Annotated in this window: 24 protein-coding genes; 21 read left to right on the forward strand and 3 right to left on the reverse strand. The window is 45.7% G+C overall.

Features of this window, described 5'->3' with window-relative positions:
* Nucleotides 1–325 precede the first annotated feature (325 nt).
* From ACKPCD_RS06010 to ACKPCD_RS06040, 7 genes are all read left to right on the forward strand, one after another.
* Nucleotides 326–1,042: a type IV toxin-antitoxin system AbiEi family antitoxin domain-containing protein gene (locus tag ACKPCD_RS06010; RefSeq protein WP_068562075.1), complete on the forward strand. Its 717-nt coding sequence runs from the start codon at nucleotides 326–328 to the stop codon at nucleotides 1,040–1,042.
* Complete coding sequence (locus ACKPCD_RS06015) at nucleotides 1,011–1,955, forward strand: nucleotidyl transferase AbiEii/AbiGii toxin family protein (RefSeq protein ID WP_321434347.1); 945 nt, start codon at nucleotides 1,011–1,013, stop codon at nucleotides 1,953–1,955. Before ACKPCD_RS06010 ends, ACKPCD_RS06015 begins: the two co-directional genes overlap by 32 nt.
* Nucleotides 1,956–2,307: 352 nt before the next feature.
* Nucleotides 2,308–3,024, forward strand: coding sequence for a nuclease-related domain-containing protein (locus ACKPCD_RS06020; RefSeq protein ID WP_321434348.1), 717 nt, complete (start codon nucleotides 2,308–2,310; stop codon nucleotides 3,022–3,024).
* An 89-nt stretch (nucleotides 3,025–3,113) separates the two neighbouring features.
* Nucleotides 3,114–3,470 (forward strand): type II toxin-antitoxin system RelE/ParE family toxin, encoded by a 357-nt coding sequence (locus ACKPCD_RS06025; RefSeq protein ID WP_068562077.1) that lies wholly within the window; start codon nucleotides 3,114–3,116, stop codon nucleotides 3,468–3,470.
* Nucleotides 3,467–3,778 carry a type II toxin-antitoxin system RelB family anti-toxin gene (locus ACKPCD_RS06030; protein ID WP_068562078.1) on the forward strand — a complete coding sequence of 104 codons (312 nt, stop codon included), beginning with the start codon at nucleotides 3,467–3,469 and terminating at the stop codon, nucleotides 3,776–3,778. The genes ACKPCD_RS06025 and ACKPCD_RS06030 overlap by 4 nt, the downstream gene beginning before the upstream one ends.
* A gap of 487 nt (nucleotides 3,779–4,265) precedes the next feature.
* A complete protein-coding gene (locus ACKPCD_RS06035) occupies nucleotides 4,266–4,946 on the forward strand; it encodes a nuclease-related domain-containing protein (RefSeq protein ID WP_321434349.1) in 681 nt (226 codons plus the stop codon).
* Nucleotides 4,947–5,524: 578 nt separating this feature from the next.
* Nucleotides 5,525–6,580, forward strand: a complete 1,056-nt coding sequence (locus ACKPCD_RS06040) for a GGDEF domain-containing protein (protein ID WP_321434350.1) — start codon at nucleotides 5,525–5,527, stop codon at nucleotides 6,578–6,580.
* Between the two features lie 694 nt (nucleotides 6,581–7,274).
* On the opposite strand, the gene ACKPCD_RS06045 is transcribed toward ACKPCD_RS06040, so the two are convergent.
* Complete coding sequence (locus ACKPCD_RS06045) at nucleotides 7,275–7,982, reverse strand: EAL domain-containing protein (RefSeq protein ID WP_321434351.1); 708 nt, start codon at nucleotides 7,980–7,982, stop codon at nucleotides 7,275–7,277.
* Nucleotides 7,983–8,437: 455 nt separating this feature from the next.
* Nucleotides 8,438–9,142: an EAL domain-containing protein gene (locus ACKPCD_RS06050; RefSeq protein WP_321434352.1), complete on the reverse strand. Its 705-nt coding sequence runs from the start codon at nucleotides 9,140–9,142 to the stop codon at nucleotides 8,438–8,440.
* 395 nt (nucleotides 9,143–9,537) lie between these two features.
* Here ACKPCD_RS06050 and ACKPCD_RS06055 point away from each other — a divergent pair, with 395 nt between their 5' ends.
* From ACKPCD_RS06055 to ACKPCD_RS06065, 3 genes are all read left to right on the forward strand, one after another.
* Entirely contained in the window at nucleotides 9,538–10,590 is a 1,053-nt protein-coding gene (locus ACKPCD_RS06055) for a GGDEF domain-containing protein (protein ID WP_321434353.1), read from the forward strand.
* A 153-nt stretch (nucleotides 10,591–10,743) separates the two neighbouring features.
* Nucleotides 10,744–13,014 (forward strand): putative bifunctional diguanylate cyclase/phosphodiesterase, encoded by a 2,271-nt coding sequence (locus ACKPCD_RS06060; RefSeq protein ID WP_321434354.1) that lies wholly within the window; start codon nucleotides 10,744–10,746, stop codon nucleotides 13,012–13,014.
* A 13-nt stretch (nucleotides 13,015–13,027) separates the two neighbouring features.
* Complete coding sequence (locus ACKPCD_RS06065; RefSeq protein WP_321434355.1) at nucleotides 13,028–14,494, forward strand: HD domain-containing phosphohydrolase; 1,467 nt, start codon at nucleotides 13,028–13,030, stop codon at nucleotides 14,492–14,494.
* Nucleotides 14,495–14,608: 114 nt separating this feature from the next.
* Here ACKPCD_RS06065 and ACKPCD_RS06070 read toward each other — a convergent pair whose 3' ends face one another.
* Nucleotides 14,609–15,589 carry a sensor domain-containing diguanylate cyclase gene (locus ACKPCD_RS06070; RefSeq protein ID WP_321434356.1) on the reverse strand — a complete coding sequence of 327 codons (981 nt, stop codon included), beginning with the start codon at nucleotides 15,587–15,589 and terminating at the stop codon, nucleotides 14,609–14,611.
* Nucleotides 15,590–15,877: 288 nt separating this feature from the next.
* On the opposite strand from ACKPCD_RS06070, the gene ACKPCD_RS06075 reads away from it, so the two are divergent.
* The 11 genes from ACKPCD_RS06075 to ACKPCD_RS06125 all read left to right on the forward strand — a co-directional run bounded on the left by ACKPCD_RS06075 (nucleotide 15,878) and on the right by ACKPCD_RS06125 (nucleotide 25,743).
* Nucleotides 15,878–16,306, forward strand: coding sequence for a hypothetical protein (locus ACKPCD_RS06075; protein WP_321434357.1), 429 nt, complete (start codon nucleotides 15,878–15,880; stop codon nucleotides 16,304–16,306).
* A complete protein-coding gene (locus tag ACKPCD_RS06080; RefSeq protein WP_321434358.1) occupies nucleotides 16,251–16,742 on the forward strand; it encodes a PilW family protein in 492 nt (163 codons plus the stop codon). The genes ACKPCD_RS06075 and ACKPCD_RS06080 overlap by 56 nt, the downstream gene beginning before the upstream one ends.
* Before the next feature lie 8 nt (nucleotides 16,743–16,750).
* A complete protein-coding gene (locus ACKPCD_RS06085) occupies nucleotides 16,751–18,361 on the forward strand; it encodes a PilX N-terminal domain-containing pilus assembly protein (RefSeq protein WP_321434359.1) in 1,611 nt (536 codons plus the stop codon).
* A gap of 17 nt (nucleotides 18,362–18,378) precedes the next feature.
* On the forward strand, nucleotides 18,379–20,004 hold the full coding sequence (locus tag ACKPCD_RS06090; RefSeq protein ID WP_321434360.1) for a GspE/PulE family protein: 1,626 nt from the start codon (nucleotides 18,379–18,381) through the stop codon (nucleotides 20,002–20,004).
* 13 nt (nucleotides 20,005–20,017) lie between these two features.
* On the forward strand, nucleotides 20,018–21,034 hold the full coding sequence (locus tag ACKPCD_RS06095; RefSeq protein ID WP_321434361.1) for a type IV pilus twitching motility protein PilT: 1,017 nt from the start codon (nucleotides 20,018–20,020) through the stop codon (nucleotides 21,032–21,034).
* A gap of 39 nt (nucleotides 21,035–21,073) precedes the next feature.
* Nucleotides 21,074–22,282 carry a type II secretion system F family protein gene (locus tag ACKPCD_RS06100; protein WP_321434362.1) on the forward strand — a complete coding sequence of 403 codons (1,209 nt, stop codon included), beginning with the start codon at nucleotides 21,074–21,076 and terminating at the stop codon, nucleotides 22,280–22,282.
* A gap of 135 nt (nucleotides 22,283–22,417) precedes the next feature.
* On the forward strand, nucleotides 22,418–22,759 hold the full coding sequence (locus ACKPCD_RS06105) for a competence type IV pilus major pilin ComGC (RefSeq protein ID WP_321434363.1): 342 nt from the start codon (nucleotides 22,418–22,420) through the stop codon (nucleotides 22,757–22,759).
* A gap of 64 nt (nucleotides 22,760–22,823) precedes the next feature.
* The gene (locus ACKPCD_RS06110) at nucleotides 22,824–23,579 is read left to right on the forward strand and encodes a prepilin peptidase (protein WP_321434364.1); all 756 of its coding nucleotides are present in this window, start codon (nucleotides 22,824–22,826) and stop codon (nucleotides 23,577–23,579) included.
* Nucleotides 23,580–23,622: 43 nt separating this feature from the next.
* Nucleotides 23,623–24,654, forward strand: a complete 1,032-nt coding sequence (gene pilM / locus ACKPCD_RS06115; protein WP_321434365.1) for a type IV pilus biogenesis protein PilM — start codon at nucleotides 23,623–23,625, stop codon at nucleotides 24,652–24,654.
* Entirely contained in the window at nucleotides 24,647–25,186 is a 540-nt protein-coding gene (locus ACKPCD_RS06120; protein WP_321434366.1) for a PilN family protein, read from the forward strand. The genes pilM and ACKPCD_RS06120 overlap by 8 nt, the downstream gene beginning before the upstream one ends.
* A complete protein-coding gene (locus ACKPCD_RS06125; protein ID WP_321434367.1) occupies nucleotides 25,183–25,743 on the forward strand; it encodes a hypothetical protein in 561 nt (186 codons plus the stop codon). Before ACKPCD_RS06120 ends, ACKPCD_RS06125 begins: the two co-directional genes overlap by 4 nt.
* The last annotated feature ends 135 nt before the right edge of the window (nucleotides 25,744–25,878 follow it).

Here is a 25,878-nt window from a genome sequence, read left to right on the forward strand (position 1 = left end):
CTTACCGGAGGAAATCGCCAGCTCCGGTGAGCAGTACCCTCATCGGAAGACAGCTGGCGCCGGCTAAATCAGCTCCGGGGAGCGAATGCTGGCCGGAGGAGGAAGCATTGCGGGCGGCTGTACTCCGGCGAAGCCGCGTTGGTCGGTGGTGATGATTTTTTGGGAGTTCTCCTCCGGCAGAGGATCCCTTTACCGGAAGAAAGTGCTGCTCCGCTAAGTTTTTCTCCCCATAAAAAAACAATGATTTTGTCAAGATAAAATCAAAAAAACTTGACAATTACTACCGTTCTGAGTACGCTTTGGGTAGTAAATGAGGTGAGCAATAATGAGTTTTACAAGTACTATTGCAGACAGTGTGAAAAGATATCCCGAACTGAAAATCATCGATGCACGACAAATCCACAAAGAGAAATTCAGCGAAATACCGGAGCAAGCGTTTTACCAGGTAGTTTCACGGATGGCAAAGGCTGGGGAAATCGAAAGGTTGACGAAAGGAATTTATTGTAGACCCAAATCGGGGAGATTCGGGAAAATTCTTTCGAGTGAGAAGGACATTCTGGAGCACTATCTTGGCAAGAATGAAAAAAACGGAATCGTCATCGGTTATCGTATGTATACTATGTACGGATTAACAACTCAACTTTCCAAAGACATTCAAATGTATTCAAACATACCTCTCGAGGAAAAAAGGCAAATCAGGAATGTTTCAGTGAAAAAAGCGGATCTCAGATTTGATGCATCGACAAAAAAATTAATTGAACTGCTCGAGGTTTTGCAGCATCACAAAGAAATTGAAGATCTTAATTACAAAAATTTATGGAAATTTCTGAGTGCTGCTTCGGAACATTACAATGAAAACAAGCTAGGGAACATTCTCGGTGAAATCAAGTATAAAAAAAGCACACTCGCTTCGCTGAAGAATGTTCTGGATCATTTTGGCGTAAGCAATACGGTCGGAAAATATTTAAAAGGAACCTCAAAATATGATGCATTGGATGTGGAAAAAATCTATGAAGCTACACCAGAATCAACAAGATTTTGAAGAACTGATTGAGTTAACGGCCCAATGGAGACACATCCCTTCCGATGCGGTGAGGAAAGACTATTTCATCACGTTGTTGCTGAAGAACCTTGCGGATAGTGAATTTGTTGACTCTGTAGTGTTCAAAGGCGGTACTTCTCTGAGTAAATGTTACCCTGGTTCCATTGAGCGTTTTTCAGAAGACATCGACTTGACGTATATACCCGAAGCTGGCCTCTCAATAAAACAGATCAATAAGGCGTTAAAAGCCGCTGAAAAAGTGATAATCGGCGATGGGAAGTCTGAGTTCGTCATTGAAGAAAGAAATGATAGGAACAAGAGTAGCTATGTCTGGTTCACCGATGAGTATCGGAATCTTGAACGGATAAAATTAGAAATTGGGTCGAGCGTCAGACCGCATCCGTACGAGAGGAAAACGATGAAGTCCTATATCCAAGAATTTTTGGAGAGTATCGGTGAAACGGATGCGATCGCTGAATACGAACTTAAGGAAGTCACAGTAAACGTCTTGAATGCGGAGAGAACATTCATTGATAAGGTGATGTCGGTGAAACGTCATGCCTTTTCTGGAACATTGTCAAGCAAGGTGAGACATATTTATGATGTTGTCCGGTTGTATCAATTACCGGCAATCCAGCAGTTCTTGCAAAATAAAGAAGAATTAATGTCTATCGTAAGAATGACGAAAGAAACAGATGTCCACTACTTGGAGAAACGAAAAATCTCTGTTCAGTTTGATCCAACAGCAGCGTATGATTTTCAATCTTGGAAAGAACGTTTTTCTAGGGATACCCGAAAAAGTTATGAATTGCTGCATACTTCGTTGCTGTACTCGGATACGCCGCAGAATTGGGATGAAGCGTTGGCAGTTTTTGAACAAATTGGAGAATTGCTCCAAGAAATCGGAGCGTAGCATATTGCGTTGAAAAGACCGATGGGACACTCCCATCGGTCTTTTTAGTATGACCACCAAGCGAAATCCTTACTGGAAAGGCGCAGTCCTCTCTTCCGTATAGCTCAACTCCGGGGAGCGAATGTTGGCCGAAGGTGACTGAATTGCGGGTGGCTGTACTCCGGCGAAGCCGCGGTGGTCGGAGGTAATAAGCTTTATTGAGATTCTCCTCCGGCGGAAAGACCGTTCACCGGAGGAGCGAGCGCAATTTAAATCTTACTGAAACAGCAATCAATTTCTGGTGAGTCGCGTATATTATCTTCGAATGCTTAAACGCCTCTCTCATACTTACCGATTAAAGGAGCTGCTGAATTTGGAAATAATACTGTTTTTTCTTCTGGTTGTTGGTTTGTGTAAGGGATTTAGTGGAGGCTCGCCGAAGCAGAAGAAACATAAACGATACAACCGATACCAAAGGACCGCGTACAACGCTGCAAGCGGCAATAGCGTCTTCGATACTCTGTTTGATGATGGAAAATACGGTGAATTCCTGATCTATTCCTGTTTGGAGGACTTGGGCGATGCGCACAAATTGTTGACGAATATTTATTTGCCCAAGGTAAATGGGACGACCACTGAAATCGACTTGATCATGATTTCGGCAACCGGCATCTATGTTTTCGAGTCGAAAAATTTCAGCGGCTGGATTTTCGGGGATGAGAACAGCAAGTACTGGAAACAGATTTTTCGAGGCGGCCGGCACTATCAATTCTACAATCCCATCTGGCAGAACAAGAAGCATATCAGCGTTCTGAAGCAGCACCTTGGTCTGGGCGACGAGGTTTTTCGTTCCTATATCGTTTTCAGCGAGCGTTGCGTCCTCAAGAAAATGTCTGTTTATTCGCCGGAAGTGAAGGTGATGAACCAGGATGTGCTGGCTTGCGAAATTGCAGAGGACATGATGCAGCGGCCAGAATTTTTCACGCCTTTGGAAATAGAACAGATCTACAATGAATTGAGTCGATACACCCAAGCTGATGACGAAACGAAACAGGCGCATATCGATGCGATTAAGCGCAGAAATCCGTGAGGGGGATATCTGTTCATATATAATCATGAAATGAATAATTGTAGCGTACTCGCTACAATTTGTTGTATAATAACATAAAGAGGTGCCGAATGGTTAAACCTGAATTTGATTGGGGAGAAGAATTTGAAACGTTTCTAAACTCACTGAGTACTAAAGAAGAAGCGCAGTTCAGAGCACTGATAGATCGAGTCGAAAATACAGATTTGCAGGATTCCATCAGAAAAGAACGAGTTAAGAAGTTGGATGATGATATTTATGAACTTCGATCCCAAACAAATGATCATTGGTTGAGAGGCTGTTATTTTCAAATACAAGGCACCGAATATTATATCACGCATGGTTTCAGCAAAAAGACAAATAGAACTCCCACCAGAGAAATCCGCAGAGCGAAAGCTGTCAAAAAAGCATACTGGTCAGCCAGAATCAAAAGGAGGAATGACAAATGAGCAAGAACAGTGAAGTGATTAAGCGACGCAAGTCCGAAAGCCCCGAATTCAAACAGGCATTTGAAGATGAACAAGCAAAATTGGATTTTGCAGATCTGTTATTCGAATTGAGAGAACAAACGGGATTGAACCAAACTGCATTCGCCAAGAAGGTAAACAAATCACGCTCGACAATTGCGCGGATCGAAAGCGCTAGAATGGAACCATCATTTTCCATGCTCGAAGACATAGCGCAGGCTTTGGGGAAACGCATCGAAATCAGTTTTGTAGATGCAAATCAACGAGTAGAAGAGAAATTAGTCAGATAGTCGCTAAAATACTATATTGAAAAGACCGATGAGACATATAGTTCATCGGTTTTTTCAGCATGTTCAAGAAACGAAATCCCCCACGGAAGATAGTCTCGCGCCGGGCAGATCACCTCCGACGAGCGAATGCTGGCCGGAGGTGATGCATTGCGGGTGGCCGTACTCCGGCGAAGCCGCCGTGGTCGGAGGTGTTGATTTTTTTGATCTCCTCCTCCGGCAGAGAACCCCCTCACCGGAGGAAAACCCTCCCCGGCACCCCAATCAAGCAGGTAGCCGAAATTCCATGAATAAAGTTGTAGTCTAACTTCCGATAATATAGTAAAATCGATTTAGCGCGAGGCCGTTAATCGGAATCCTCTGTTTGGATAATCCGAAAATGATAGCGGTAACAATTCGCGAGTGGATATAAACTTTACGCAGCGTTGGCCGTCGGGGAGTCCGGCCAATTTTCGCGGCTGACAAAACCATACTGAAGGAGAGCACCGATTTGGAGACCTTCTTATTTTTTATCATTCTGGTTTTTCTTATCGCGGGACGGATGATTCACATCCGCTACGTCAAGTCGGACAACGGTTCCGCGAGCGGGCGCAGTTTTGCCGGGACGCTGTTGGACAAGGGTACGAGCGGCGAGTTCATGATTTACAGTCACCTGGAAAAATTGGGCGAGCCGAATCGGCTGCTGCCGCATCTTCATTTGCCGAAGAGCGATGGGACCACGATCTATATTGATCTTGTGATGATTGCGCGGACCGGTATCTATGTGTTCGAGTCGAAGAATTTCAGTGGCTGCATTTTCGGCGACGAAGACAGTCGTTATTGGACCCAGACGATGAAACGGGGTACGAAGCAGCAGTTTTACAACCCGATTTGGCAAAATGAGAGCCGCATCTCGTCGTTGAAACGTCAGCTGGCGCTCGAGGCAGATGCGTTCAAATCTTATGTCGTTTTCAGCGATCAGTGCACGCTGAAGAAAATGTACGTCCGGTCGGGCTGCGTCAAAGTCATGAACCGAAGCATGATTGTGCGCGAAATCATCAAGGACATGGCCGAGCTGCCCGACATTTTTACGCCGCTCGAGATCAACCAGATCTATTCCGAACTGGTGCCGTATACGCATACAGCTGCTGCGATCGGGCAAGCGCGGATCGAAACGGTGCGGTTGGAATGAAGGAATGAATGTTAAGAGCCAGTAAACCCCCGGATTCCGGGGGTTTTTGTGTTGGTTGGGGGCATGAATCTGTGGTGCGAGGAAGGTCGCCAACTCCGATGAGTCGGCGCTCGCCGGAGAAGAGGCTTGCGCTGGGTAGTTCAACTCCGATGAGCGAATGCTGGCCGGAGGAGAATGCATGGTGGGTGGCCGAACTCCGGCGAAGCCGCCGTGGTCGGAGGTGATCGTCTTTTTGGAGTTGTCCTCCGGCAGAGAACCCCTTTACAGGAGGAAACCGGAAATGCTGAAGCATTGAAAACCAGGAATGCGATATATTGGTGTTACATATCCCTCATTACGTGTGTTTAAAATACAAAATTGTATTTTTTTGATTTGTAAAAGTTTCCATCCATTTATAATGATATGTGGACCAACTAAAATAGGTTATAATGAATCAGTTAATGATGCGTAGGGATTAAATATTTATATTCAGGAAGGAATTATGCTGATGCATCAGGACACAGATTCTGGCTCGAGCGTTCCGAACAAAATTTAGAACGAATTGTATCTACTGAATATAAGTATATAAGGAGCTTACAATGGTTAGTCTACTGGCAAATATAGGGATCCTGTTTCTGGCTGTTTATTTCTGTTCGAAAAGCGGAAAATTAGGAGCGAATCACGATTATACAACAAAATCTGGCCTCATCGGATGCATTTTGATGGAAGTGCTGTTAGGCACGATTTTATTGAGTTTTTCCACGGTTATCTTTGGGATCAGATATGATTTCAGGGTGCTGCTGTTTTGTTTTTCCGCAAAGCATATGGATTGGAGAATAACCAGTTCGAGCATATTGTTGCTGGGGATCATCAGATTTTTTTGGGGCAACAGCGAGGCTGCCCAGGTGAACCTGATCGTCAGCATAATGCTGGCCATCATCTTGCCGATGATAGTGAAGCTTATTCGGGACAGAATGAGCGATTTGGCGCAACTGCTGGTCTTGGTAACCGTTGCGCTTATTCCTTCCATCGTCTTTACCAATCACATGATACTGGATAAAGGGCTTGTGCTGTTGATCAGTTTGATTCTGTTGGCTTTGAATTATGGGGCGGTTTTTGTGATGCAGTACTTCATTTCGGATCTGCACGGTTTGATTGCCTCCGCCAGCACAGACCCCTTGACGGCGCTCAAGAATGTGCGGCTCTTCAACAGTGATCTGATGGAAATGGAGCGGAGACGGCATCCGGTCACGTTGGCGGTGATCGATATTGACCATTTTAAAAATTGCAATGATCGTTATGGACATGACAGCGGTGATAGCATCCTCAAGCAGTTGGCAGCCATGTTCAACGAAATGGCGACTCCGTACACCACTTTCTACAGAATCGGCGGTGAAGAATTCGGAATGATCGCCGATTACTTCAGTCCAAGTGAAGCTGAGGCGTTCCTGCACACTCTGAAAAGTACGGTCGCCCGCAGAAAATTCGCTGTACAAGACGGCGAAATGATCAACCTCACTATTTCGGTGGGCGTTGCCCATAGCGAGAAGGGTGAAGCTTTGAAAAAAACACTCAAGCGGGCCGACATGGCGCTGTATCAAGCAAAAGAATCCGGCAGAAACAAAGTGATGGTATCCGCCCACGCGTACAAATGAGCATCTGTGAACCCTTTAGTATAGCTGTTCTTTAGAATAAAAAGCCGATCCCTGATGAGACGATACTCATCAGGGATCGGCTTTTTATTCGTGGAAGTAGTGATTCATCCGGGCGCCAGCTCCGATGAGCGGGGGGCTCATCGGAGGAGAGTCCCGCGACGGTGAGCCCAACTCCGGGGAGCGAATGCTCGCCGGAGCTGGGCTGATTTTCGGTAACTGTCCTCCGGCGAAGCCGCAGTGGTCGGAGGTGATCCTCATTTTGGATGTTCTCCTCCGGCAGAGGACCCCTTAACAGGAGGAAACTGCCAGCTCCGATAAGCCCCCGCCTAATCGGAGGGCAGATAGCGCCAAAAAGCCCAACTCCGGGGAGCGAATGCTCGCCGGAGTTGGCCTGACTTTCGGTAACTGTCCTCCGGCGAAGCCGCGGTGGTCGGAGGTGATCCTCATTTTGGATGTTCTCCTCCGGCAGAGGACCCCTTAACAGGAGGAAACTGCCAGCTCCGATAAGCCCCCGCCTAATCGGAGGACAGATAGCGCCAAAAAGCCCAACTCCGGGGAGCGAATGCTGGCCGGAGTTGGCCTGACTTTCGGGAACTGTCCTCCGGCGAAGCCGCGGTGGTCGGAGGTGATCATCCTTTTTGGATATTTATCTCCGGCAAGACACCTCTAACCGGAGGAAGCGTTCAAAAAAAGGTCAGCACAATACTTGGCCTTTTCCATGGTAATAGCCTTGTTGATAAATCATGCCTAGGTTTTTGAGCTTGTTGCTGATGCTTTCTGATTCCACACCTTCAACAATCAATTTAAGATTGTAGTGGTTTGACAACGTAAGCCAGCTATTCAAGAAATGGAACATAACCTCTTCATTGAGATTTCTGAAATTCAACAATGAGACTTTAATCGTATGGATATTTTGGACATTTTTTGCAACCAATTCAAAGTTGTTTTGGCCACTGCCTATATCATCAATCGCCAGCGAAAAATCCTTTGTCTTCAGTTTGGAGATATAGGTTTGGAGCATATCCGCTCCTTCAGCTGGATCGAATGCGCAGTAATGTTCAGTCAGTTCGATGGAGACATTTTTTCTCATCAAGGAAATGCTGTCCAAAAACCCCCACGTGGAAGGATGCTGCAACTGTTTCGGATGAAGGTTAAGCGATAGCTTGGTGTTGCGGTGGCTCGCAATCAATTTTTTCAGTTCCCTAAAATAATAAGCCATCAATTTGGAATTGCGTTCTTCCTTCTCAATGAACCACAAGAACATTTTTTCGGGGAAAGCACACAGCTTTCGTGATCTCAATAAAATTTCGTACCCATCGATACTGTTGTTTGTATGCGAACACAACATAATTGGCTGGCATACCAAATATAAATCGTCCAGCAACGCTTGCATCTCATCCATTACATTTCCTCCTTTACACTCACTGCAAATGAACCAGCGAAATTATATGGAACTTAGTCCGATGATTAAATAATTAAATGAATCTATTTGTGCAATAAAAAACAATTTGACATGACCACACATTTGGCTTCTATCTAATTTTATCGCTATAATCCGCTTGGTGAGCAAAAAAGTCTTATAAGAATAACCAAATCCATGTGCATCCCATAGCCACCGAAAAAATGAAAGGCAAGAAATCCGACGAAGACCCTGTTTGTCGGATTTCTTGCCTTTTTGTGATGTTAACTTTGGTCAGCTGGATGTATGCTAGGCCGGCTGATCCGGCTTACGAGGGGAGCAACGTACCTCCGGCGAAGCCGTCCTTTACCGGAGCTGCCGGCCAAACCAATCAACCCAATCAACCCAATCAACCCAATCAACCCAATCAATCCAATCAACCCAATCAAACCAAAAGCTTAATGCAACTCCTGGGCTTTTCCGTGGTAGTAGCCTTGCTGGTAGACCATCCCCAAGTTTTTGAGCTCGTTGCTGATCCGTGCATTTTCAACGCCTTCCACAATCATTGTAAGATGATAATGCTCAGAGAGAAAAACCCAGCTGCTCAGGTAATTCAACAGAACCTGCTCATCCAAACCTTGAAAAGCTGTCAGTGACAGCTTGATCGCGTTTATATTAGCGATGTTGTTCACTACCAATTGGAGGTTGTTTTGGCCAGTTCCCACATCATCGATCGCTATGCTGAAGCCTGCTCCTTTAAGCTTTTCAATATATTCTTGAAGGAGCTTTTCTTGATCTGCCGCGCCAAATTCGCACTGGTGCTCAGTCAGTTCGATGGAGATATTCTCTTTCAGGGCTGAAATGGTATCCAAAAAGAGCCAAGTGGAGGGGTGCTGCAACTGTTTGGGATGCAGATTCAGCGCAAGCTTGGTGTTGCTGTGGGCATCGCATAATTTTTTCAGTTCCTTCGAGTAATAAGCCATCAACTCGGAATTGCGTTGCTCATCATCGATAAGCCACAGAAATGTTTTTTCAGGAAACCCATCCTGTTTTTTTGATCTCAGTAAGATTTCATAGCCATCGATAACATTTTTATCCGAACACAGCATGATTGGCTGGCACACGATGTATAGATCAGCCAATAATTCTTGCGTATCATCCATTAACTTTCCTCCTTTGCTATCAATTCAAATTCACTGTTGAGAATCGGTCAAGCAGAATTTTACCGTTTAAATAATTGAAGTTACCATATAAATTATACCAGATGATTTTTCGAATGCGCTTATTCTTATATAAAACGAAAATGTTGATTCCAAAAGACCTGATTAAAGTTCGTGCATCGGTCTTAATTCAACAAAATAAAGCCCTCTGGAAATACAATATTGTATTTTTCGGCTGAGGTATTTTTCAACTATTGCTAATATTATACAGAATGAAATAAGTAAGTTATAATTGACAAGATATTACTGTTTTATGGAAACTGTTAGCGGGACCGAATTTTTGTTCCGATATGAAAATACTTATTTCAAGATAAGTGATGTAGGTGAGAGGGTGCAAAATGGTTAGTCTACTGGCGAATATTGGGATCATGTTTTTTGCTGTTTACTTCTACTTGAGAAGCAATTTTGGTTCGCCGAATCAAGAGAATGAGACAATGGCTTATTTCATAAAAAGTATTCTTTTGGAGGTGCTGGTAGGCATCGTTTTGTTGAGCTTTTCGACGGTCATTCTGGGGATAAGATACGATTTCAGATTTCTGATGTTCTGTTTTTCGGCTAAATATCTGGATTGGAAAATAACCAGTCCGACTATTCTGTTGCTAGGGATCCTCAGGTTTGTTTGGGGTAATAATGATATTGCCCAAAGTAACCTGATCATCAGTATTTTGCTGGCTGTCACATTGCCGTTGCTGGTCCGTTATATCGAGCACCGGTTGAATGAACTGCCGCAATTGCTTGTCCTCGTCACGTATGCGCTCATCCCTACAGTTATGCTGACCAATCAAATGATTGCAGATAAATCACTCGTGCTGTTGATTAGCACTATTTTGTTTACATCAGGGTATGCTGCGACTTTTGTCATGCATTTTTTTATTACGGATCTGTACAGGTTGATTTTGTCTGCCAGCACCGATCATCTGACGGCCCTCAAGAACGTGCGCACGTTCAACAACGAACTGATGGATGTGGAGCGGGAAAAGAAGCCAGTGACATTGGCAGTGATCGATATCGATTATTTTAAGGATTATAACGATAGTTTCGGACATGACAATGGGGATCTGCTTTTGAAACAAATGGCGCAGGTGTTCAATGAACTTTCGGCTTTTGACACGGATTTCTACAGAATCGGTGGTGAGGAATTCGCCGTGATCATCGACACTCCAAATCAAAGGGATGCAGAGGCGTTCATTCATGACTTGCAGGAAATAGTCGCTCATAGGCGCTTCAGCACAACTTCAGGTGATCCGGTCAGCGTCACAATATCTGTGGGGGTGGCGCACAGTCGCACAGGAGAAACCTTGAAAAGAACGCTCAAACGGGCCGATGTGGCGCTTTATCAGGCCAAAAAAGACGGCAGAAACCAAGTTATTGTTTCCCTCCCAACGCAATAGTAGCCGCAATTGTTGATTTGACAACTTTTGTGGCTGTTTTTTTGGAAATGTACAGGATGGGCTCAGGCTCATCCTTCAGGAGGATACAGCGATAGGCAGCAAATAATGCTTGCTGGTTCATAGACATATTTTGGACGGAAGGGAGGATGTGCATTGAGAAGAAGCGACAAGCTCAAGACGGTGGAAGTGACCTATTTTTTGGTGCCTTTTTTGATTTTGCTGATCGGTTTTTCCGTCTTGACGGGCTTGACGGTCAAAAACCGTGTCGAAGAAAAGTATGCCTTGCTTGAAGAACGCACAATCGAGATAGCGAATAGTTACTCCCATAATTTGGCTCATACGGCAGAAGCCTATGATAGGATCACAGCCTTGTTGGATGACAAAATCAGAATTGTTGCTCAAGCGCTTATGCGCATCGAGGACAAGGACAACAGTGAGGTGCTGAAAGACATCGCCAAGACATTCGTAGTCGACGAAATCTATGTCTACAGCAGTGAGGGGAAGGTCGTATCGAGTACTTACGATCAGGTGTTGGGTTGGGAAGTTTATGAAGGGCATCCTGTACACGATTTTATGGTCAGTAATCAGACGGTCAGGATCGAAAAAATCAGGCAAGACACCGAAAATGGTCTGTATTATAAATTCGGTTATATGAAAGATGAAGCGGGCGGATTTGTCCAACTGGGCATTTTGGCGGAGAATATCCAAGATTTTCTTGAGGATTTTGAAATAGCGAAGCTCATCGAGGAAATATCCCAACGTGATGAGGTCAAGAACGTTTTTTTCGTCAACACTAAGTTTGAAGTTGTGGCGAGCAGCCTGGACAACTATACAGGCACCACGATCGAAGAGGAAGCCCTGCAACAAAAGCTGATGAGTGAACGGACTTACGCTGAGCGGACAGAGGTGGGTGGCAAGGAAATCTTAAGAGTTGCAGTTCCGATCTATTCCGACTTCATGCGGATAGGCACTTTAGTGATTGACTGGCCTACCGATAATCTCGACGCACAAGTGCTGGAAATCATCCGTTTCGGTGCAATCGTCCTGGCAGTGATCGTACTGACGACTGGAAGCATTCTCTATTATGCTTATCGAAAAAATCAGGCGAACATCAAAATTGCCTATTACGATCAGTTGACCGGTTTGCGGAACAATAAGTACCTTCATGATTATCTGGATCATATCGTTGCTGTGCCGAGAAGACGGAACAAAGCAGTGCTTTTGCTGCATGTCAAGAACCTTAAGACAGTGAATATGACATACGGTTTCGAATACGGTGATGCGTTACTGAAGCAGGTAGCGGATAAAATCAGACAGGAACTGAAGACGGATGACAATTTTTTCCGTTTCGACGGAAATCGATTCGTTGTAGTGAGCGACAGTGTCGGGGATCAAGAAGAATTAAGAAAGTTGGCGAAGCGGCTGATTTGTATCTTTGATGAACCGATAGCTGAGGGAACCGACCTCCAGTACGTGGATATCCAGATTGCGATCGTGGAAATACAGGCTAGGCATACTTCCACGGATAAAATACTGCAGGATGCGTTGTTGACGTTTCCCCATATCGAAGAAAATGCCGCGCATCCGATCGTCTTTTTTGATGAACGGATGGAAAAATCCCTGCAGCGTGAGGATAAGATCATGAAAGTGCTGCGCGATGTTATCGGGGGTAAGGATGAGATCTCGTTTTATCTTGAGTACCAACCTAAACTTGACTTGAATAAAAGTCGGATCATCGGCTTCGAGGCGCTGGCCAGACTGCGCATCGATCAGTTAGGCCAAATTCCACCTGATGAGTTCATCGCTTTAGCGGAGAAAAAATTGTTGATCAATGAGCTTGGGAATCATATCCTTCAATTGGCGGCGGATTTTCTCGGAAGAATGCAAGGGCAGGGAATCGAGGATATAACGGTTGCGGTGAATATATCGGGTATCCAATTGTTGCGCGAAGGTTTCGTCGAGTATCTTCAGCGGGCGCCCCATCTGAGCGAACGGATTCTGCAGGCGATGGAATTTGAAATCACGGAATCAGTGCTGCTGGAGCATTACGAGCAGATCAATGAGACTCTTGAACAGATCAAACGGATGGGCATTGCTGTTTCGTTGGATGACTTCGGAACTGGATTTTCTTCCCTGTCCACAATCGGAGAACTGCATATCGATACAGTGAAAATCGACCGGTTTTTCATCAGTCGCATTTCACGGCTGCCGGATCAGGACCTGATCACGTCGGATATCATCTCGATGGCGCATAAGATCGGCCTACTCGTAGTAGCGGAAGGTGTGGAGGATGAACGGCAAAAAGCGTACCTGAGAAAGCATGGGTGTGATATTATCCAGGGGTATCTGATCAGCAGGCCATTACCTGAGCAAGATGCGGTCGCTTTTTTGAGAGATTATAATGATTCGGAACGCGAACAGTAGAAGGAGTGGGAGAATGCAAGAAAATCTTCAGAATGATCAAGTGTGCATCGATATACTAAAAAAAGAGAACACTGAGCTGCAGCGTTTTCTTTCTGTTACGAGAGACTTGTTCTGCGTCTTCACTTATAGTGGTCAGATTGTTGCCGTCAATGCGAGCTGGAAGGAGTCCTTAGGGTACAACTATTCCCGATTGGTCGGGAGAAACATATTTGAAATCATCGCCAAAGAGGATCTTTATGCAACCAAATTTGCGATCAGCGAGTCCGTAAAGGTTGGGGAAATGGAGAAATTCATCAATCGACTCATAAGTTCGGATGGAGAAGCCCGTTATTTCGAATGGCGCGTGAAAATTTTTGGGAACAGAATCTATGCAGCCGGGCGAGATATTACCGATTTGATGAAAACCCAGGAAAAGCTGGAGTTTTACCATACGCGGGATTCGTTGACTGGGATGTATCAGCGCAGTTTTTTGGTGACGTCGCCTGAAGCGGTTCTTTTACCATACAAATTACCGCTCAGCGCTATTTTCGTGGATCTGAACGGATTGAAATTGATTAATGATTCTTATGGGCATGATCAAGGGGATGAGTTGTTGCGTGGCATTTCGGAACAGATTCTCAGTTTCAAACGGGAGGGGGATCTTTTCGTCCGTTATGGCGGCGATGAATTTGTTCTGTTGCTTCCGTACACGAACCACCACACAGCATCGCTTCTGGCCGGGGAACTCCAACGGAAGGACACATTCAAAATTTCCGGAAGATTCCCTTCCGAGTGGATTTCCATTTCTCTGGGCGTTGCCACCAAAACAAGCATGGAAGACTCGATCGAAGAGTTGATTGCAGAAGCGGACCGGTTGATGTACGAAGATAAACTCCGCAAGAGCCGAAAACACAAAAATTCTATCATTGAAGGAATCAAATCGAATCCGCGTTTGCTGAAAAAGTGGGACCTGCAGCATGCCGAAAATGTGGCAAACTATGCCGGAACAATCGCTAGAGAGATGGGGTTGGAATCCTCGATCCAAGAGATGGTCAAAAAAGCGGCGCTGGTTCATGATATCGGCAAGATTACCATACCGTCCGCAGTCCTGGGGAAACAATCGGAATTGAGCAAAAAAGAGGTCGAGTTGATCCGACGCCACCCAGAAACCGGCTATCAGATTCTTCGCTCGGTGGATGCTTACGCACCCGTTGCGATGATCGTGTTGTCCCATCATGAGTGGGTGAACGGAAACGGTTATCCGGAACAGTTGAAGAAAGAGGAGATTCCTTTGCCTTCACGTATCATAGCGGTTGCGGATGCTTACGATGTGATGATGAGAGATCGGCCGGACAATATCCGCAGAAGCAAGGAAGAGGCGATCGAAGAACTGCAAAAATATTCAGGGACACAATTCGATCCTGACGTACTTGCTGCATTCAAAAGAGTAATGGTGATGAAATCGTGCGACGATCCGACCACTGATAGCGAGCAGTCCTAAAAAAACCTATTTCTGCGCAGTCAATGGATACGCAGAAATAGGTTTTTTTCAACATGCAGGAATTAGTAAAATTTTCAAAATCTTTCATGCAACTAAAATGATGTTCAGCTTTTCTTATTGAATAATTCGATTTCGACCGGTGTTTTTTGCCTTGTACAAGCGTTGGTCCGCCAAGTCGATCAATTCGTTCAGGGTCTGTCTTTCTGTGCTTGAAGCAACGCCGGCGCTGAAGCAGACTGGTTGCGTGAACGGGAGCTCGGCTTTCAAGAGATCTTGTTGGATAATCTCGCCAATCTGTGCGGCTGTTTGACTTTCGCAACTCGGAAAAACAACCAAAAATTCTTCTCCACCATAACGTGCCGCTATATCGGATTCACGAATGTTGGACCGGATTGTTTGTCCGACTGTAGCCAATACTCGGTCTCCCACCAAGTGCCCATAGGTATCGTTGATTTTTTTGAAATGATCTAAGTCCAATAACATAATCGCGTAAGTTTGCTGCTGCGTCTGATGGCGCTGATGAAGGGAGAAAAGTTCCTCTTCCAAAGCAGCGCGCGTGTATAGGTTCGTAAGACTATCTATCCGTGCTTGGGTGCGCCAAAACGCCGTTTTTTGGATTAGTTCCTGCTTGAGGATCTCGTCTTCGGTAACATCAAAAATGTTGCCGGCAAGGAACAAGGGTTTGTTATCAGCAGAACGCTGGGTCACTTTGCCGCGATCATAAAATACTTTCCAGGAACCATCCTTTGCTTGGGTGCGGTACTTGACCTCCCAGACCGGCACGCGACCGCTCAAGTGGGCCCTCATCTCGTCCATGACCATATCATAATCTTCGGGATGCAGTTTTTCTGTAAAAAATTCGAATCCGGCTTCTTCCGGGATATCCTCTGGCGTGTAACCCAAAGCGGTCGCTTTCATCGGATTAAAAGTGACGATATTCCGTGGATAGTCCCAGAACCACTGGCCTAAATTACCTGACCAGGGTGATTTCGTGATATCGTCCTCAAAGATTTGTTCAAGCAATTCTTTGTTCAGGCGTTTTAAGTAGGCGATTTCTTCTAATAGTTGCTCTTTTGTCATATCCAGATACTGCATGGACCATCCTCCGTATCATTTTATTGAGATTTTTTTCAATAGAAATGTTTCTCTTACGATAGCCAGCGTCAGAGTGGAAGAGTGAGTGGACAGGAACGTGCTTCAGCATCCTCACATTTGGAGCCAGGCTATACCATAGTAATCTCAGTGTATCATCATTTCAAAAATATTGACAGTAAATCGTTAAGATACTATACTAATCATTAATATATTACGGTACAAGCTACGTGAGAAATATTGGAAAATAATATAAAATTTCATAAATATATTGAACAGGAGAAGCGCTCCATGAACAGTCGGCATAATCAAACAAATAAAGGTATGCTGAAGTCAGAAGAGGGAATGACTTTGGTCGAGGTGTTGGCATCGATTTTGCTACTGTCACTGATCATTACGACGTTCTTATCCTTTTTCATTCAGGCTGCTAAAGTCAATAACCAGACCGATGCAGTGAACGAGGCGACTTTTATCGCCCAAGAGCAAATTGAATTACTAACTTATTATGCAGCCACAAAGACTGTGGAGGACACATTGGTCCTGATTAAGGCCGAAAGCCCCAAGATGGTTTCTGGGTTTGAAGTCAAATCTACAGTCAAAAATGTAGGTGGTACACTCTATTCGGGAACTGTTGAAGTTTTCAAGGAAGGAGAAGTTAAAGCTGATGCAAAAATGGAAACGCGGCTGTCGTTCCGTACAGCAGAAGATCTCGAAGACTAGCCTACGCAACGAATCCGGGATGACGCTCGTGGAATTGTTGGCTAGTATTGCGTTGCTTTCGGTGGTGCTATCGCTGGTCGGTGCCGTTCATCTGTTTGGGCAGAAGCAATACTTGGCGCAATCCTATTCGGCAGGTCAGTCAAATGATTTCGCTTACACGATGTCGGTCATTTCAAAAGAAGTGCGCAAAACGTCTTTTGCTGATGTGACGGTATCGGAATCAGGCGATGCCCTGTTGATTGGCGGCGCTGAGGCATTCAGCCAACAAGGGGAACAGCTTGTGAAAAATAATGATCAGGTTTTGGCGAATGGGGTTGCTGATTTTACGGTTGAATTGAATGCTACTGAAAAGAGTGTGGCCATCGTATTAGAAAGTATGGCCAAATACAACAATCAATCAAAAGAATATCAAACGAAAATCTATTTGAGGAGGTGAGTGGGAAAATGGGAATCAAGCATCTCCGAGAAGAAAACGGCAGCGGCCTCGTATTAACGTTAATGGTGCTGCTCGTACTCTCAGTACTCGGTATCTCCATCGGAACACTCACAATCGGCAGTTACCGCTTGGGGGCTGCGAACCGCGACGCTACTTCCGCTTATTATGTCGCTGAAGCCGGAGCCGTTACCGCGTATGATGAGATTCAGCGATCCGTATTGAGCGCCTATGAAACTAACGCAACGGAAGGCTCCTTTTATAATCATGTGTCGTCCATTGTGACTTCCCAAAAGGGGCAGTCCTCTGTTGATTTCGGGGAACAATTCGGCACCGAGCCGACTGCGACAATCGCAACAGCGCAAAACGATACGAATAGCTACACGATCACATCTACCGGAGAAGTGGACGGAAAAAAAAGAACCGTCACCAAACCATTCACGGTGAACTGGATTGAGAAAAATACTGGGAGTGGTGGTGGTTTGCCGACACTCCCCGGTGACGCGGCTTTGCTGACAAAAACGAGTATTGACATCAGCGCAGGTGTGACAATAGATGACGATATATATTCTGACGGAAATATTGATATACCTAACGGTAATATTAATGGTAACATCTACACTGATGGGGAATTTAGTATGTCCGGTGGCACTTTAAATGGTGATATATATACCAATCAGACAGAAAATGGTTCAATTCAGATTAATGGATGGACAAATATTAACTCTGCTAAGTTATTTTACCCAGATACGCTAACACGTGAACAAGCTGAGGCATTAGCATCTTCTTCTCTTAATGGTTCTAAATTGCCTGAATTAGTGCCCAAAAATAACGTATGGGATAGTCAGCTTTATCTTTCGAATTTTCAAGCTTATATAAATCTTTTAGACGGAATTAAAACACCCGATAAAAATCATCTTGTTACGAAATCTGACTTAAATATCACAGATAATACAGGCAAATATCAACATAAGTTAGATTCGAATGATTACATTCCAAAAATGAAAGTGACCGTATATCCGAACAAAAAGGATAAATCGGAAAAAAGTATTTTTTCAATCACTACCGATGGACAAGATCGTACAATTTTAGTGGATGAATTGGAGATTACCTCGAATAATCTAATCGTCACCGGTGGAGGAACACTTACTATAGTTGTGACAAATAAACTTAACATCACTAGTATTCCAAATTTTAATAGCATTGATCCAGAAAATCCAGTTAATCCAGTCAATCTTATTTACCTAGGAAAAGAACCGGTCGAGTTGAGTAATTGGAAAGGAGCGAATATAAATGCAAATATTATCATTAAAGAAGCAGCTGTTTCTGCTAACACAACTAAAATAAACGGTATCTTGCTAACTGGTGGCAGCAGTGTTGTATTGTCGGGTGGAAATGCTGACTCCAACATGATGCTCATAGCGCCTAAAGCAGCGGTCTCACTGATGGGTTCTTATTCAATAAACGGCACGGTCATCGCAAATAGCTTTGACATAAGTGGTGGTGCGAGCCTCAAATATGCAGACGTTGCCACAACAGGATTTCCATTCGGATCGACCGGGACAGTTGTGGATCCGAAGCCGGAAGACATCATCAGCGCGGGAGCAATCATAGAAAACTAGCAGAAAGGTGGGATCATGTGGCAGATTTTGAGAAGAAAAAATTAGGCGATTTATTGAAAGAAGCGGGGCTGGTAACGGAACTGCAGATTGTGGAAGCACTCAGCATGAAAAAGCAGGACGAAAAATTAGGCGATCTGTTGGTTGAGCAAGGCTATATCACCGAGAAGCAATTGCTGGATGCGCTGGAAATCCAATTGAAGCTGGAAAGTGTGTCCTTGTATCAATATCCGATCGATATGTCTGTAGTCGAGCTGATAGCAAAAGATTTTGCACGATCGAAATTATTGCTCCCGATCAAAAAAGCGGGTAGTCGTTTGATTGTGGCAATGAATGATCCATTGGACTTTTATGCCATCGAGGAGCTGGAGTTTTCCACCGGTTATGCCGTCAGACCAGTGATCGCGACACGGGATGACTTGTTGCAGACCATCAACCGTTTGTACGACTCAAAAGAAGTGAATATCGACTACGTGGAGGGGGAGGATGCGCCCGCAGTAAGAATTTTCGATCAACTGCTGGAAACGGGCGTCTCGTTGCGCGCCTCTGATATCCATCTGGATCAGACCGAACGCCAAGTATCCGTGCGTTACCGCGTGGATGGCCTGCTCCGGAATGAACGACCTCTGCCGAAAACATTGATGAACGCTTTGGTTGCCCGGATCAAAATTATGGCCGGGCTGAACGTTACGGAAACACGCCTGCCTCAAGACGGCCGGATCAGCACAACTGTTTTAGGAAAACGAGTGAATTTGCGGGTATCAACCTTGCCGACCGTTTTTGGCGAAAAAATTGTGCTGCGGATATTGGATATCTCCAATATGTTCCGGAAAGTCGAGGATATCGGCTTGGAAAGTGATATTCTGGCCGATTACCGGGAATTGATTGCCGAGCCGTCGGGACTGATTTTGTTGACAGGTCCGACCGGTTCCGGGAAAACGTCCACTTTGTACGGCTCGATCAATGAACTGAACCATCCCGAAAGCAACATCATCACGATCGAAGACCCGGTTGAATACCAACTCGAGGGCATCAACCAAGTCCAAGTCAATACCCAGATCGGACTGACTTTCGCGACCGGCTTGCGTTCAGTCCTGCGTCAAGATCCGAATATCATCATGGTAGGGGAAATCCGGGACAAGGAAACGGCAGAAAACAGCGTGCGGGCGGCTCTAACCGGCCACTTGGTGTTCAGCACGCTGCATACAAACAGCGCCATCGAGGCCATTCCCCGCTTGCTGGATATGGGCGTCGAGCCTTACTTGATCGTTTCCGCCTTGAGCGGTGTCGTCGCGCAACGGCTCGTCAAAACCATCTGCAAAGATTGTTCCCAAACCCGCGAAGCCACGCCGGTTGAACAGGAAATCTTCGAACGTCGTCATCAGACGATCGACACGATCACTTTCGGCAAGGGCTGTGACGTTTGCCACCATACCGGCTATCGTGGACGGATGGCTATCCACGAATTGATTGTGATTACTGACGAAATAAAGCAGCTGATGATGAATCAGGCAACCATTCAGGAAATCAAGCGCCATATCCACCAGCAAGGCATCCGCTTTTTGGTTGACGATGGGTTGATAAAAGTAAAAGCAGGCAAGACGACGTTGGAAGAAGTGTTGCGGGTTGCTTCGATCAATGAATAAGAGGACGGAAATAATGGCACAATTGGATATGATATTGAGCGTTGCATATGAAAAAAAAGCTTCCGATGTCCACCTTGTCGTAGGCGCTGCGCCGGTTTTTCGGGTGGACGGAAAGCTGATTCCCCAAAAGCAGGCAGTTCTTACGCCTGAAGATACAGAAGCGTTTGCCAAAACCATCCTGAGCCAGGACTTGTGGGAGACGCTGGAGAAAAAACGGGAAATTGATTTCTCCTATGCCATCAACGACATTGCCCGTTTCCGGGTGAATGCCTTCTACCAACGCAACGCGCTTTCGCTTGCTTTTCGGATCATTTCCAAAGACATTCCCAGCGTGGAAAGTTTAGGACTGCCCAGCATCGCTAAAAAATTGGTTCAACAGCCACATGGACTTTTCTTGGTTACCGGACCGACTGGTAGCGGGAAAAGCACCTCACTGGCGGCGCTGATCGATTATGTGAATGAAACGATGAACCGGCACATCATCACATTGGAAGATCCGATCGAATACTTGCATGTGCATAAGCAATCCATCATTGAACAGCGGGAAGTAGGCTTTGATACGTTGTCATTCAAAGACGGCCTGCGCGCGAGTCTGCGCCAGGATCCCGATGTCATTCTGGTAGGGGAGCTGCGCGACATGGACACCATCTCCACGGCCATCACAGCCTCGGAAACGGGCCATTTGGTCTTGGGGACGCTGCACACTTCGGATGCGGCCGGCAGCATCGAGCGGATGATCGATGTCTTCCCGGCCGGGCAAAGAGAGCAGATCCGTTTGATGCTGGCGAATGTACTATTGGGCATCTTGTCGCAGCGCTTGCTGCCGACCAAGAAGACCAATGGAAGGGTGGCCGCGACGGAAATGCTGGTCAATAATGCAGCGGTCAAAAATCTGATCCGGGCAGAAAAAATGCATCAAATCCCGAATGTACTGCAGACCTCGATGGACCAAGGCATGCACACGATGGAGATGAGCATCAAGCGGCTCGTTGAAGCAGAGACAATCAGTCGGTCGCATCTATTACTATAATAATGGAAGAAAAAATTCGTTTGATAAGGAAGGAGGGGAATGATGGCCATTTTTGCCTACAAAGCCAAAACCAAAGATGGGAAATTGATGAAGGGGAAAATCGAGAGCGTCAATAAGAAAGAAGCCTTGAATGAACTCCGACACATGGATCTGATCGTCTTTGAAGTGGCAGCGCTGAATACGGTCCTGAACAAGGAGATATCTTTGCGCAAGTCATTGAAATCAAAGGATTTCATCGTGTTCCTGAGGCAGTTTTCCTCTTTGATGAACGCAGGCATTCTGCTTGTGGATGCCTTGGACCTGCTTGCCGCCCAATCGACAAGCCTGGCGCTCAAAGAGGCGTTGGAAGAAATATCCGAAGAAGTCAGGGAAGGGGTGCCTTTGTCGGAAGCGATGGCGAAAAAGCCAAAATTGTTTCCTGATCTGCTGATCCACATGATCCATTCGGCCGAAGTGAGCGGGCGTCTGGAAGAAGTGCTCCAACAGATGGCGGACTATTATGAAAAGCAGCACCGCATCAAGCAGAAAATCTCGACTGCCATGACCTATCCGCTTGTAGTAGGGGTGTTGGCCTTCTTCATCACAGCCTTCCTGTTGGTGTTCATCGTGCCGATATTCGGGGATATGTTCGCCTCGATGGGCAGCGAACTGCCTGCGATCACGCAATTCGTCCTGACATTGAGCGGTTTGCTTCAGCGTTACTGGTGGCTGGTGCTCTTAGGTATCGGAGGCCTCGTGGCGGTTGTCATTCAGCTTGGGAAAAAAGATCAGGTCGCCTTTGTATTCGATGTGCTGCAGCTGAAGGTGCCTATTCTGGGGACTTTCATCCAAAAAACCTTGTTGGCGCGGATGACGCAAACTCTGAGTTCCTTGATCAACAGTTCTGTCCCGATCCTGCAGGCCATTGAAGTAACCAGCAAAGTGGTCGGCAATCGCGTCGTAGAACAGGTGCTGCTGCAGGCGCAAAAGGATGTGGAGCAAGGCGAGTCGCTGGCGAAGCCGATGGTCGACCACTGGTTCTTCCCGCCGCTGATCATTCAGATGATCCAGGTAGGGGAATCAAGTGGAGAGTTGGACGAGATGCTGAAAAAAGTGTCGGAAATATACGACCAGGAAGTCCAGGAGGCTTCCGACAAACTGCAGGCATTGATTGAACCGGTCATGATTATTTTCCTTTCCGGAGTCGTAGGTATGATCGTACTTTCCATCGTTGTGCCGATGTTCAGCATGTTCGAAACGTTTGGATAATTTTCAAACAAAAAGATTGCATACGCAAATTAGTTTTTATATAATAGGAAAGAAATAAACTTCTGTTGAAAAACAGGGTGAGTTTTTTTAGTAAACAAACAGTTAAAAATACAGAATAAGACGGAGGAAATAAACATGAGAAATAAAATCAAACAATTGTTGAAAAAAGAAGGCGGATTTACATTAGTTGAGTTGCTAGCGGTTATTGCAATTTTAGGATTTATTGTAGCGATTTCGATTCCATTAGTTGGGAATGTTGTTTCTAAGGCTAAAACGGATACAGCAGCACAACAGCAAGAGTTGGTTATCGATGCCGCGCAAATGTACTTTTTACAAGAAGAAAATCCGGGAGAATCTGTCGATTTAGCTACTTTGAAAAGTAAGGGATATCTAGAAAAAAAATATAAAGGTACATCACCAGCATCTATAACAAAAGCAGAAGCAGAAGCAGGGGAATTGACAACAACAAAACCGTAACACCCATTCAAATACATAGAAAGACTCCTTCGTGGGGTCTTTCTTGCTTATTAGGAGTTTTTTCATGGATACAATCGTAACTGTTGCTTTTTTTATCTATGGCTTGGTGTTCGGGTCTTTCTTTAATGTGGTGGGATTGCGGGTGCCGAACGGGTCGTTGTTGGCTCAAACGCGTTCCTATTGCGACACCTGCCAGCGGACTTTGACTTGGAAAGAACTGGTTCCGGTCTGGTCTTTTGTGCGTCAAAGCGGGAGGTGCCGTGAATGCAAGGAAAATATTTCGCTGCTGTACCCGATCATGGAGCTGACGACAGGTCTCTTGGCGGCCATGACTTTCTACTGGTACGGTTGGAGCATGCAAACGGTTCTGGGTTTGTTGCTGATTGCGCTGATCGTTCCGATCACGGTATCGGATCTAGCCTATAGGAAAATCCCCAACAAGCTGCTTTTGTTTTTCACGCCACTGTTTGTGGCGGTGCACTTGCTGTATCCGCAGCCGTCTCTGTGGATGTCATTGGCGGGAGGCGGCCTGGCTTTCGCTTTGGTGCTCGTGATCATCCTCGCATCGAACGGAGGCATGGGTGCTGGTGATTTGAAATACTTCACTTTATTGGGGTTCATTTTCGGCCCTGTTCATTTTTTGTTGCTGTTCTTTTTGGCCACGTTTTACGGAGCGATCGTTGGGATGATCTTGATGAAGCTGAAGGGTGGCGATCGGAAAATGACGATACCGTTCGGGCCGTATATTGGTCTGGCCGCAATAACTGTTTTTTATTTTGGCGAAGCGTTGATTCATTGGTACTTGGCGTTTTTCAGCTGAGTCGGACCACTGTTTATGTTTTGGATAGGGAAGGAGGTACATGATGTTATTTCAGAAAAAACCATTGCTTTACTTTGAATTTTTGGAGCGACGGATCCGCTACTTGGTCATGGATGCGCAATCCCGGACCATACTGGAGAAAAATGAGATTTTGTTTGACACCGAGATCCTCCATGAAGGGAGAATCATCAATCAATCGTTGCTGGAGAATCGCCTGAACGCGCTGGTTACCGAAAAAAAATGGAAAAATGCCCAAGCATCCATTCTCTTGCCGGACGACTTTGTCATCGTGCGGGAGGAAAAGATACCCGTACAGTTGGCACCGTCAGAGATCAGGGCGTATATTGCCTTGCATATGGGCCAGCTGATCCGCTCGCCGTTCAAGGAGACACGTTTTCATTTTGAGTTGCTTGAAGCTAGCGATATGGATCAGAATATCCTCTTGATGCTCTACCCGCAGGAAGTCATTTTTGAGTACGAATCCTTATTGGAGAAGGCAGACTTGAATCCGGTCTTGGCGGATATTTCTTCGCTGTGCCTGTACCGGAACATCCGGCAGCAGACTGATTTGGAACAGACCCCCGATAAACATGTGATGGTGCTGCAATGGAGTCCAGTGGATCATACGATCATGGTTTTCCACCGTGATTTGCCTAAATTTTCGCGCCATTCACGCATAGCCCGTTTGGTTGATTTGTGGGAAATCGGTCCGGAAGGCGAATGGGTCTGGAAGGATGATCAGGAGTCTTTTGAAGAGACGATCACGGATATGCTGGATGTTTTGGAAAGACTGTTGGAGTTTTATCGTTATTCTGTGATGAACGGTCAAGGCGGCGTGACGGACATCGTTTTGGCAGGCGATTTCCCGTATCTGGATAAGGTAAAGGAACAATTATCCCAGCGCTTTTTCCTGCCGATCCACCTGCTGCAGCCGTCTGAAGAAATCAACCTCAAATTTTTGCCTTTATACGGGCTCGCAACGAAGGAGAAGCAGGCCGGTGTTCCGAAGAAAGTTGCACAGAAAAAAATGAAGCGTACCGCAAAAAAAGTACAGGAGGAAAAGGAACATGTTTGAAGTCAATTTTTTTGAAAAAAAACAGCGAAACTTTCTTCCCTATGTGCTTAGTGGAGCCTTTCTTTTCCTGCTTGTTCTGGTGGGCGTCTATTTTTTTTCGGCGCAAACGTACTACACAAAAGCGGAAATGCGTGACCGGGAATGGCTTCAGACCGAGGAAGAGCAGTTGAGTATTTCGCGGCAAATGCAGGAATACGCACAATTGACGGATCGGACGGCAGAGAACAAAGCCACTTTTGAAGCGAAACAATATCCGATGGCCTTCGTGGCAAAGGCAATCATGGCGCAAGTTCCGAGTAGCGAACAGCATGTGGCTATTTTCAATAAAAATGAAACCAATCAGATCACCTTGGTGTTGGAGGGACTGACCGTCACGGAAATCTCCGAAACTGTCGAAAAGTTTAAAGCGTTGGCGTATGTTTCGAATGTCCAGCTCATCCGCATAGAAAATCAACTGGACGGAGCGGGTTCGACGGTCGAACTCTGGCTGGATCTGGATGAAGCGGCACTACGGGAGGAGGTTCTTTCATGAAACTGAAATGGGATCGGCTGTCTATTTTATTGGCTTTTGTGATGGGACTGATGGTTCTGGCGGCTTTCGTTTTCGGGCACGTGTATTTTCTCGCTCCGATTAAGCAAGGAGCCGATCGTGCAGCACAGCTAGTAGCGGAACAAACGAGCTTGCTGGCCGATTATCCTCCAGAAGCAACGTTACTGGATGAATACCGTCAAACTTACGAAGAGACTTGGGAGTTTTTACCTGAAGGCGAAAAGGTCCATCATGAACTGGTCATCTTGGAACAGCTTGCGGCCGAAGAGAATGTTCTGGTGCAACAAATCGTGCGTGCAGAAGAACCCGAACCGATCGAAGGAATTGATGAAAGTTACCGTAAGAGCACTTATGAAGTGGAAATGACAAGCACTGCTGCAGGTAATCTGCAGAGACTGGTCGAAAGGCTCGAGGGCTTGGAACGCATCTGGAATATCCATTCTTTTGGGTTCGAAAAGCTTGGCGAGGAGTCTTTCAGCGGTACTTTCACTTTTGAACTGTTTTATTACGTAGCTGAATCCGAAGACGCTCAAAATTGAATTTTTTCATACATCATTAAAAAACGAGCGGCACCCTCACAAGAAAATGTGAGGGTGCTGCTCGTTTGTGTTATCCCGCAGTGAGGCGAACAGAAGTCCTTGTATTCAAACGTTGGACAGCCAAGCTTAGCCTGA

This window comes from Trichococcus flocculiformis (assembly GCF_963662535.1).
GTDB classification, from domain to species: Bacteria; Bacillota; Bacilli; order Lactobacillales; family Aerococcaceae; genus Trichococcus; species Trichococcus flocculiformis.

What these genes read in the sequence shown, in the direction of transcription:
- ACKPCD_RS06015 (WP_321434347.1), top strand. Translation starts at nt 1,011, where the DNA reads ATGAAGCTACACCAGAATCAACAAGATTTTGAAGAACTGATTGAGTTA.
- ACKPCD_RS06070 (WP_321434356.1), bottom strand. Translation starts at nt 15,589, where the DNA reads ATGCAGTATCTGGATATGACAAAAGAGCAACTATTAGAAGAAATCGCC.
- ACKPCD_RS06120 (WP_321434366.1), top strand. Translation starts at nt 24,647, where the DNA reads ATGTTTGAAGTCAATTTTTTTGAAAAAAAACAGCGAAACTTTCTTCCC.
- ACKPCD_RS06050 (WP_321434352.1), bottom strand. Translation starts at nt 9,142, where the DNA reads ATGGATGATACGCAAGAATTATTGGCTGATCTATACATCGTGTGCCAG.
- ACKPCD_RS06030 (WP_068562078.1), top strand. Translation starts at nt 3,467, where the DNA reads ATGAGCAAGAACAGTGAAGTGATTAAGCGACGCAAGTCCGAAAGCCCC.
- ACKPCD_RS06100 (WP_321434362.1), top strand. Translation starts at nt 21,074, where the DNA reads ATGATGGCCATTTTTGCCTACAAAGCCAAAACCAAAGATGGGAAATTG.
- ACKPCD_RS06025 (WP_068562077.1), top strand. Translation starts at nt 3,114, where the DNA reads ATGGTTAAACCTGAATTTGATTGGGGAGAAGAATTTGAAACGTTTCTA.
- ACKPCD_RS06010 (WP_068562075.1), top strand. Translation starts at nt 326, where the DNA reads ATGAGTTTTACAAGTACTATTGCAGACAGTGTGAAAAGATATCCCGAA.
- ACKPCD_RS06040 (WP_321434350.1), top strand. Translation starts at nt 5,525, where the DNA reads ATGGTTAGTCTACTGGCAAATATAGGGATCCTGTTTCTGGCTGTTTAT.
- ACKPCD_RS06080 (WP_321434358.1), top strand. Translation starts at nt 16,251, where the DNA reads ATGCAAAAATGGAAACGCGGCTGTCGTTCCGTACAGCAGAAGATCTCG.
- ACKPCD_RS06065 (WP_321434355.1), top strand. Translation starts at nt 13,028, where the DNA reads ATGCAAGAAAATCTTCAGAATGATCAAGTGTGCATCGATATACTAAAA.
- ACKPCD_RS06110 (WP_321434364.1), top strand. Translation starts at nt 22,824, where the DNA reads ATGGATACAATCGTAACTGTTGCTTTTTTTATCTATGGCTTGGTGTTC.
- ACKPCD_RS06105 (WP_321434363.1), top strand. Translation starts at nt 22,418, where the DNA reads ATGAGAAATAAAATCAAACAATTGTTGAAAAAAGAAGGCGGATTTACA.
- ACKPCD_RS06055 (WP_321434353.1), top strand. Translation starts at nt 9,538, where the DNA reads ATGGTTAGTCTACTGGCGAATATTGGGATCATGTTTTTTGCTGTTTAC.
- ACKPCD_RS06125 (WP_321434367.1), top strand. Translation starts at nt 25,183, where the DNA reads ATGAAACTGAAATGGGATCGGCTGTCTATTTTATTGGCTTTTGTGATG.
- ACKPCD_RS06075 (WP_321434357.1), top strand. Translation starts at nt 15,878, where the DNA reads ATGAACAGTCGGCATAATCAAACAAATAAAGGTATGCTGAAGTCAGAA.
- ACKPCD_RS06085 (WP_321434359.1), top strand. Translation starts at nt 16,751, where the DNA reads ATGGGAATCAAGCATCTCCGAGAAGAAAACGGCAGCGGCCTCGTATTA.
- pilM (WP_321434365.1), top strand. Translation starts at nt 23,623, where the DNA reads ATGTTATTTCAGAAAAAACCATTGCTTTACTTTGAATTTTTGGAGCGA.
- ACKPCD_RS06095 (WP_321434361.1), top strand. Translation starts at nt 20,018, where the DNA reads ATGGCACAATTGGATATGATATTGAGCGTTGCATATGAAAAAAAAGCT.
- ACKPCD_RS06045 (WP_321434351.1), bottom strand. Translation starts at nt 7,982, where the DNA reads ATGGATGAGATGCAAGCGTTGCTGGACGATTTATATTTGGTATGCCAG.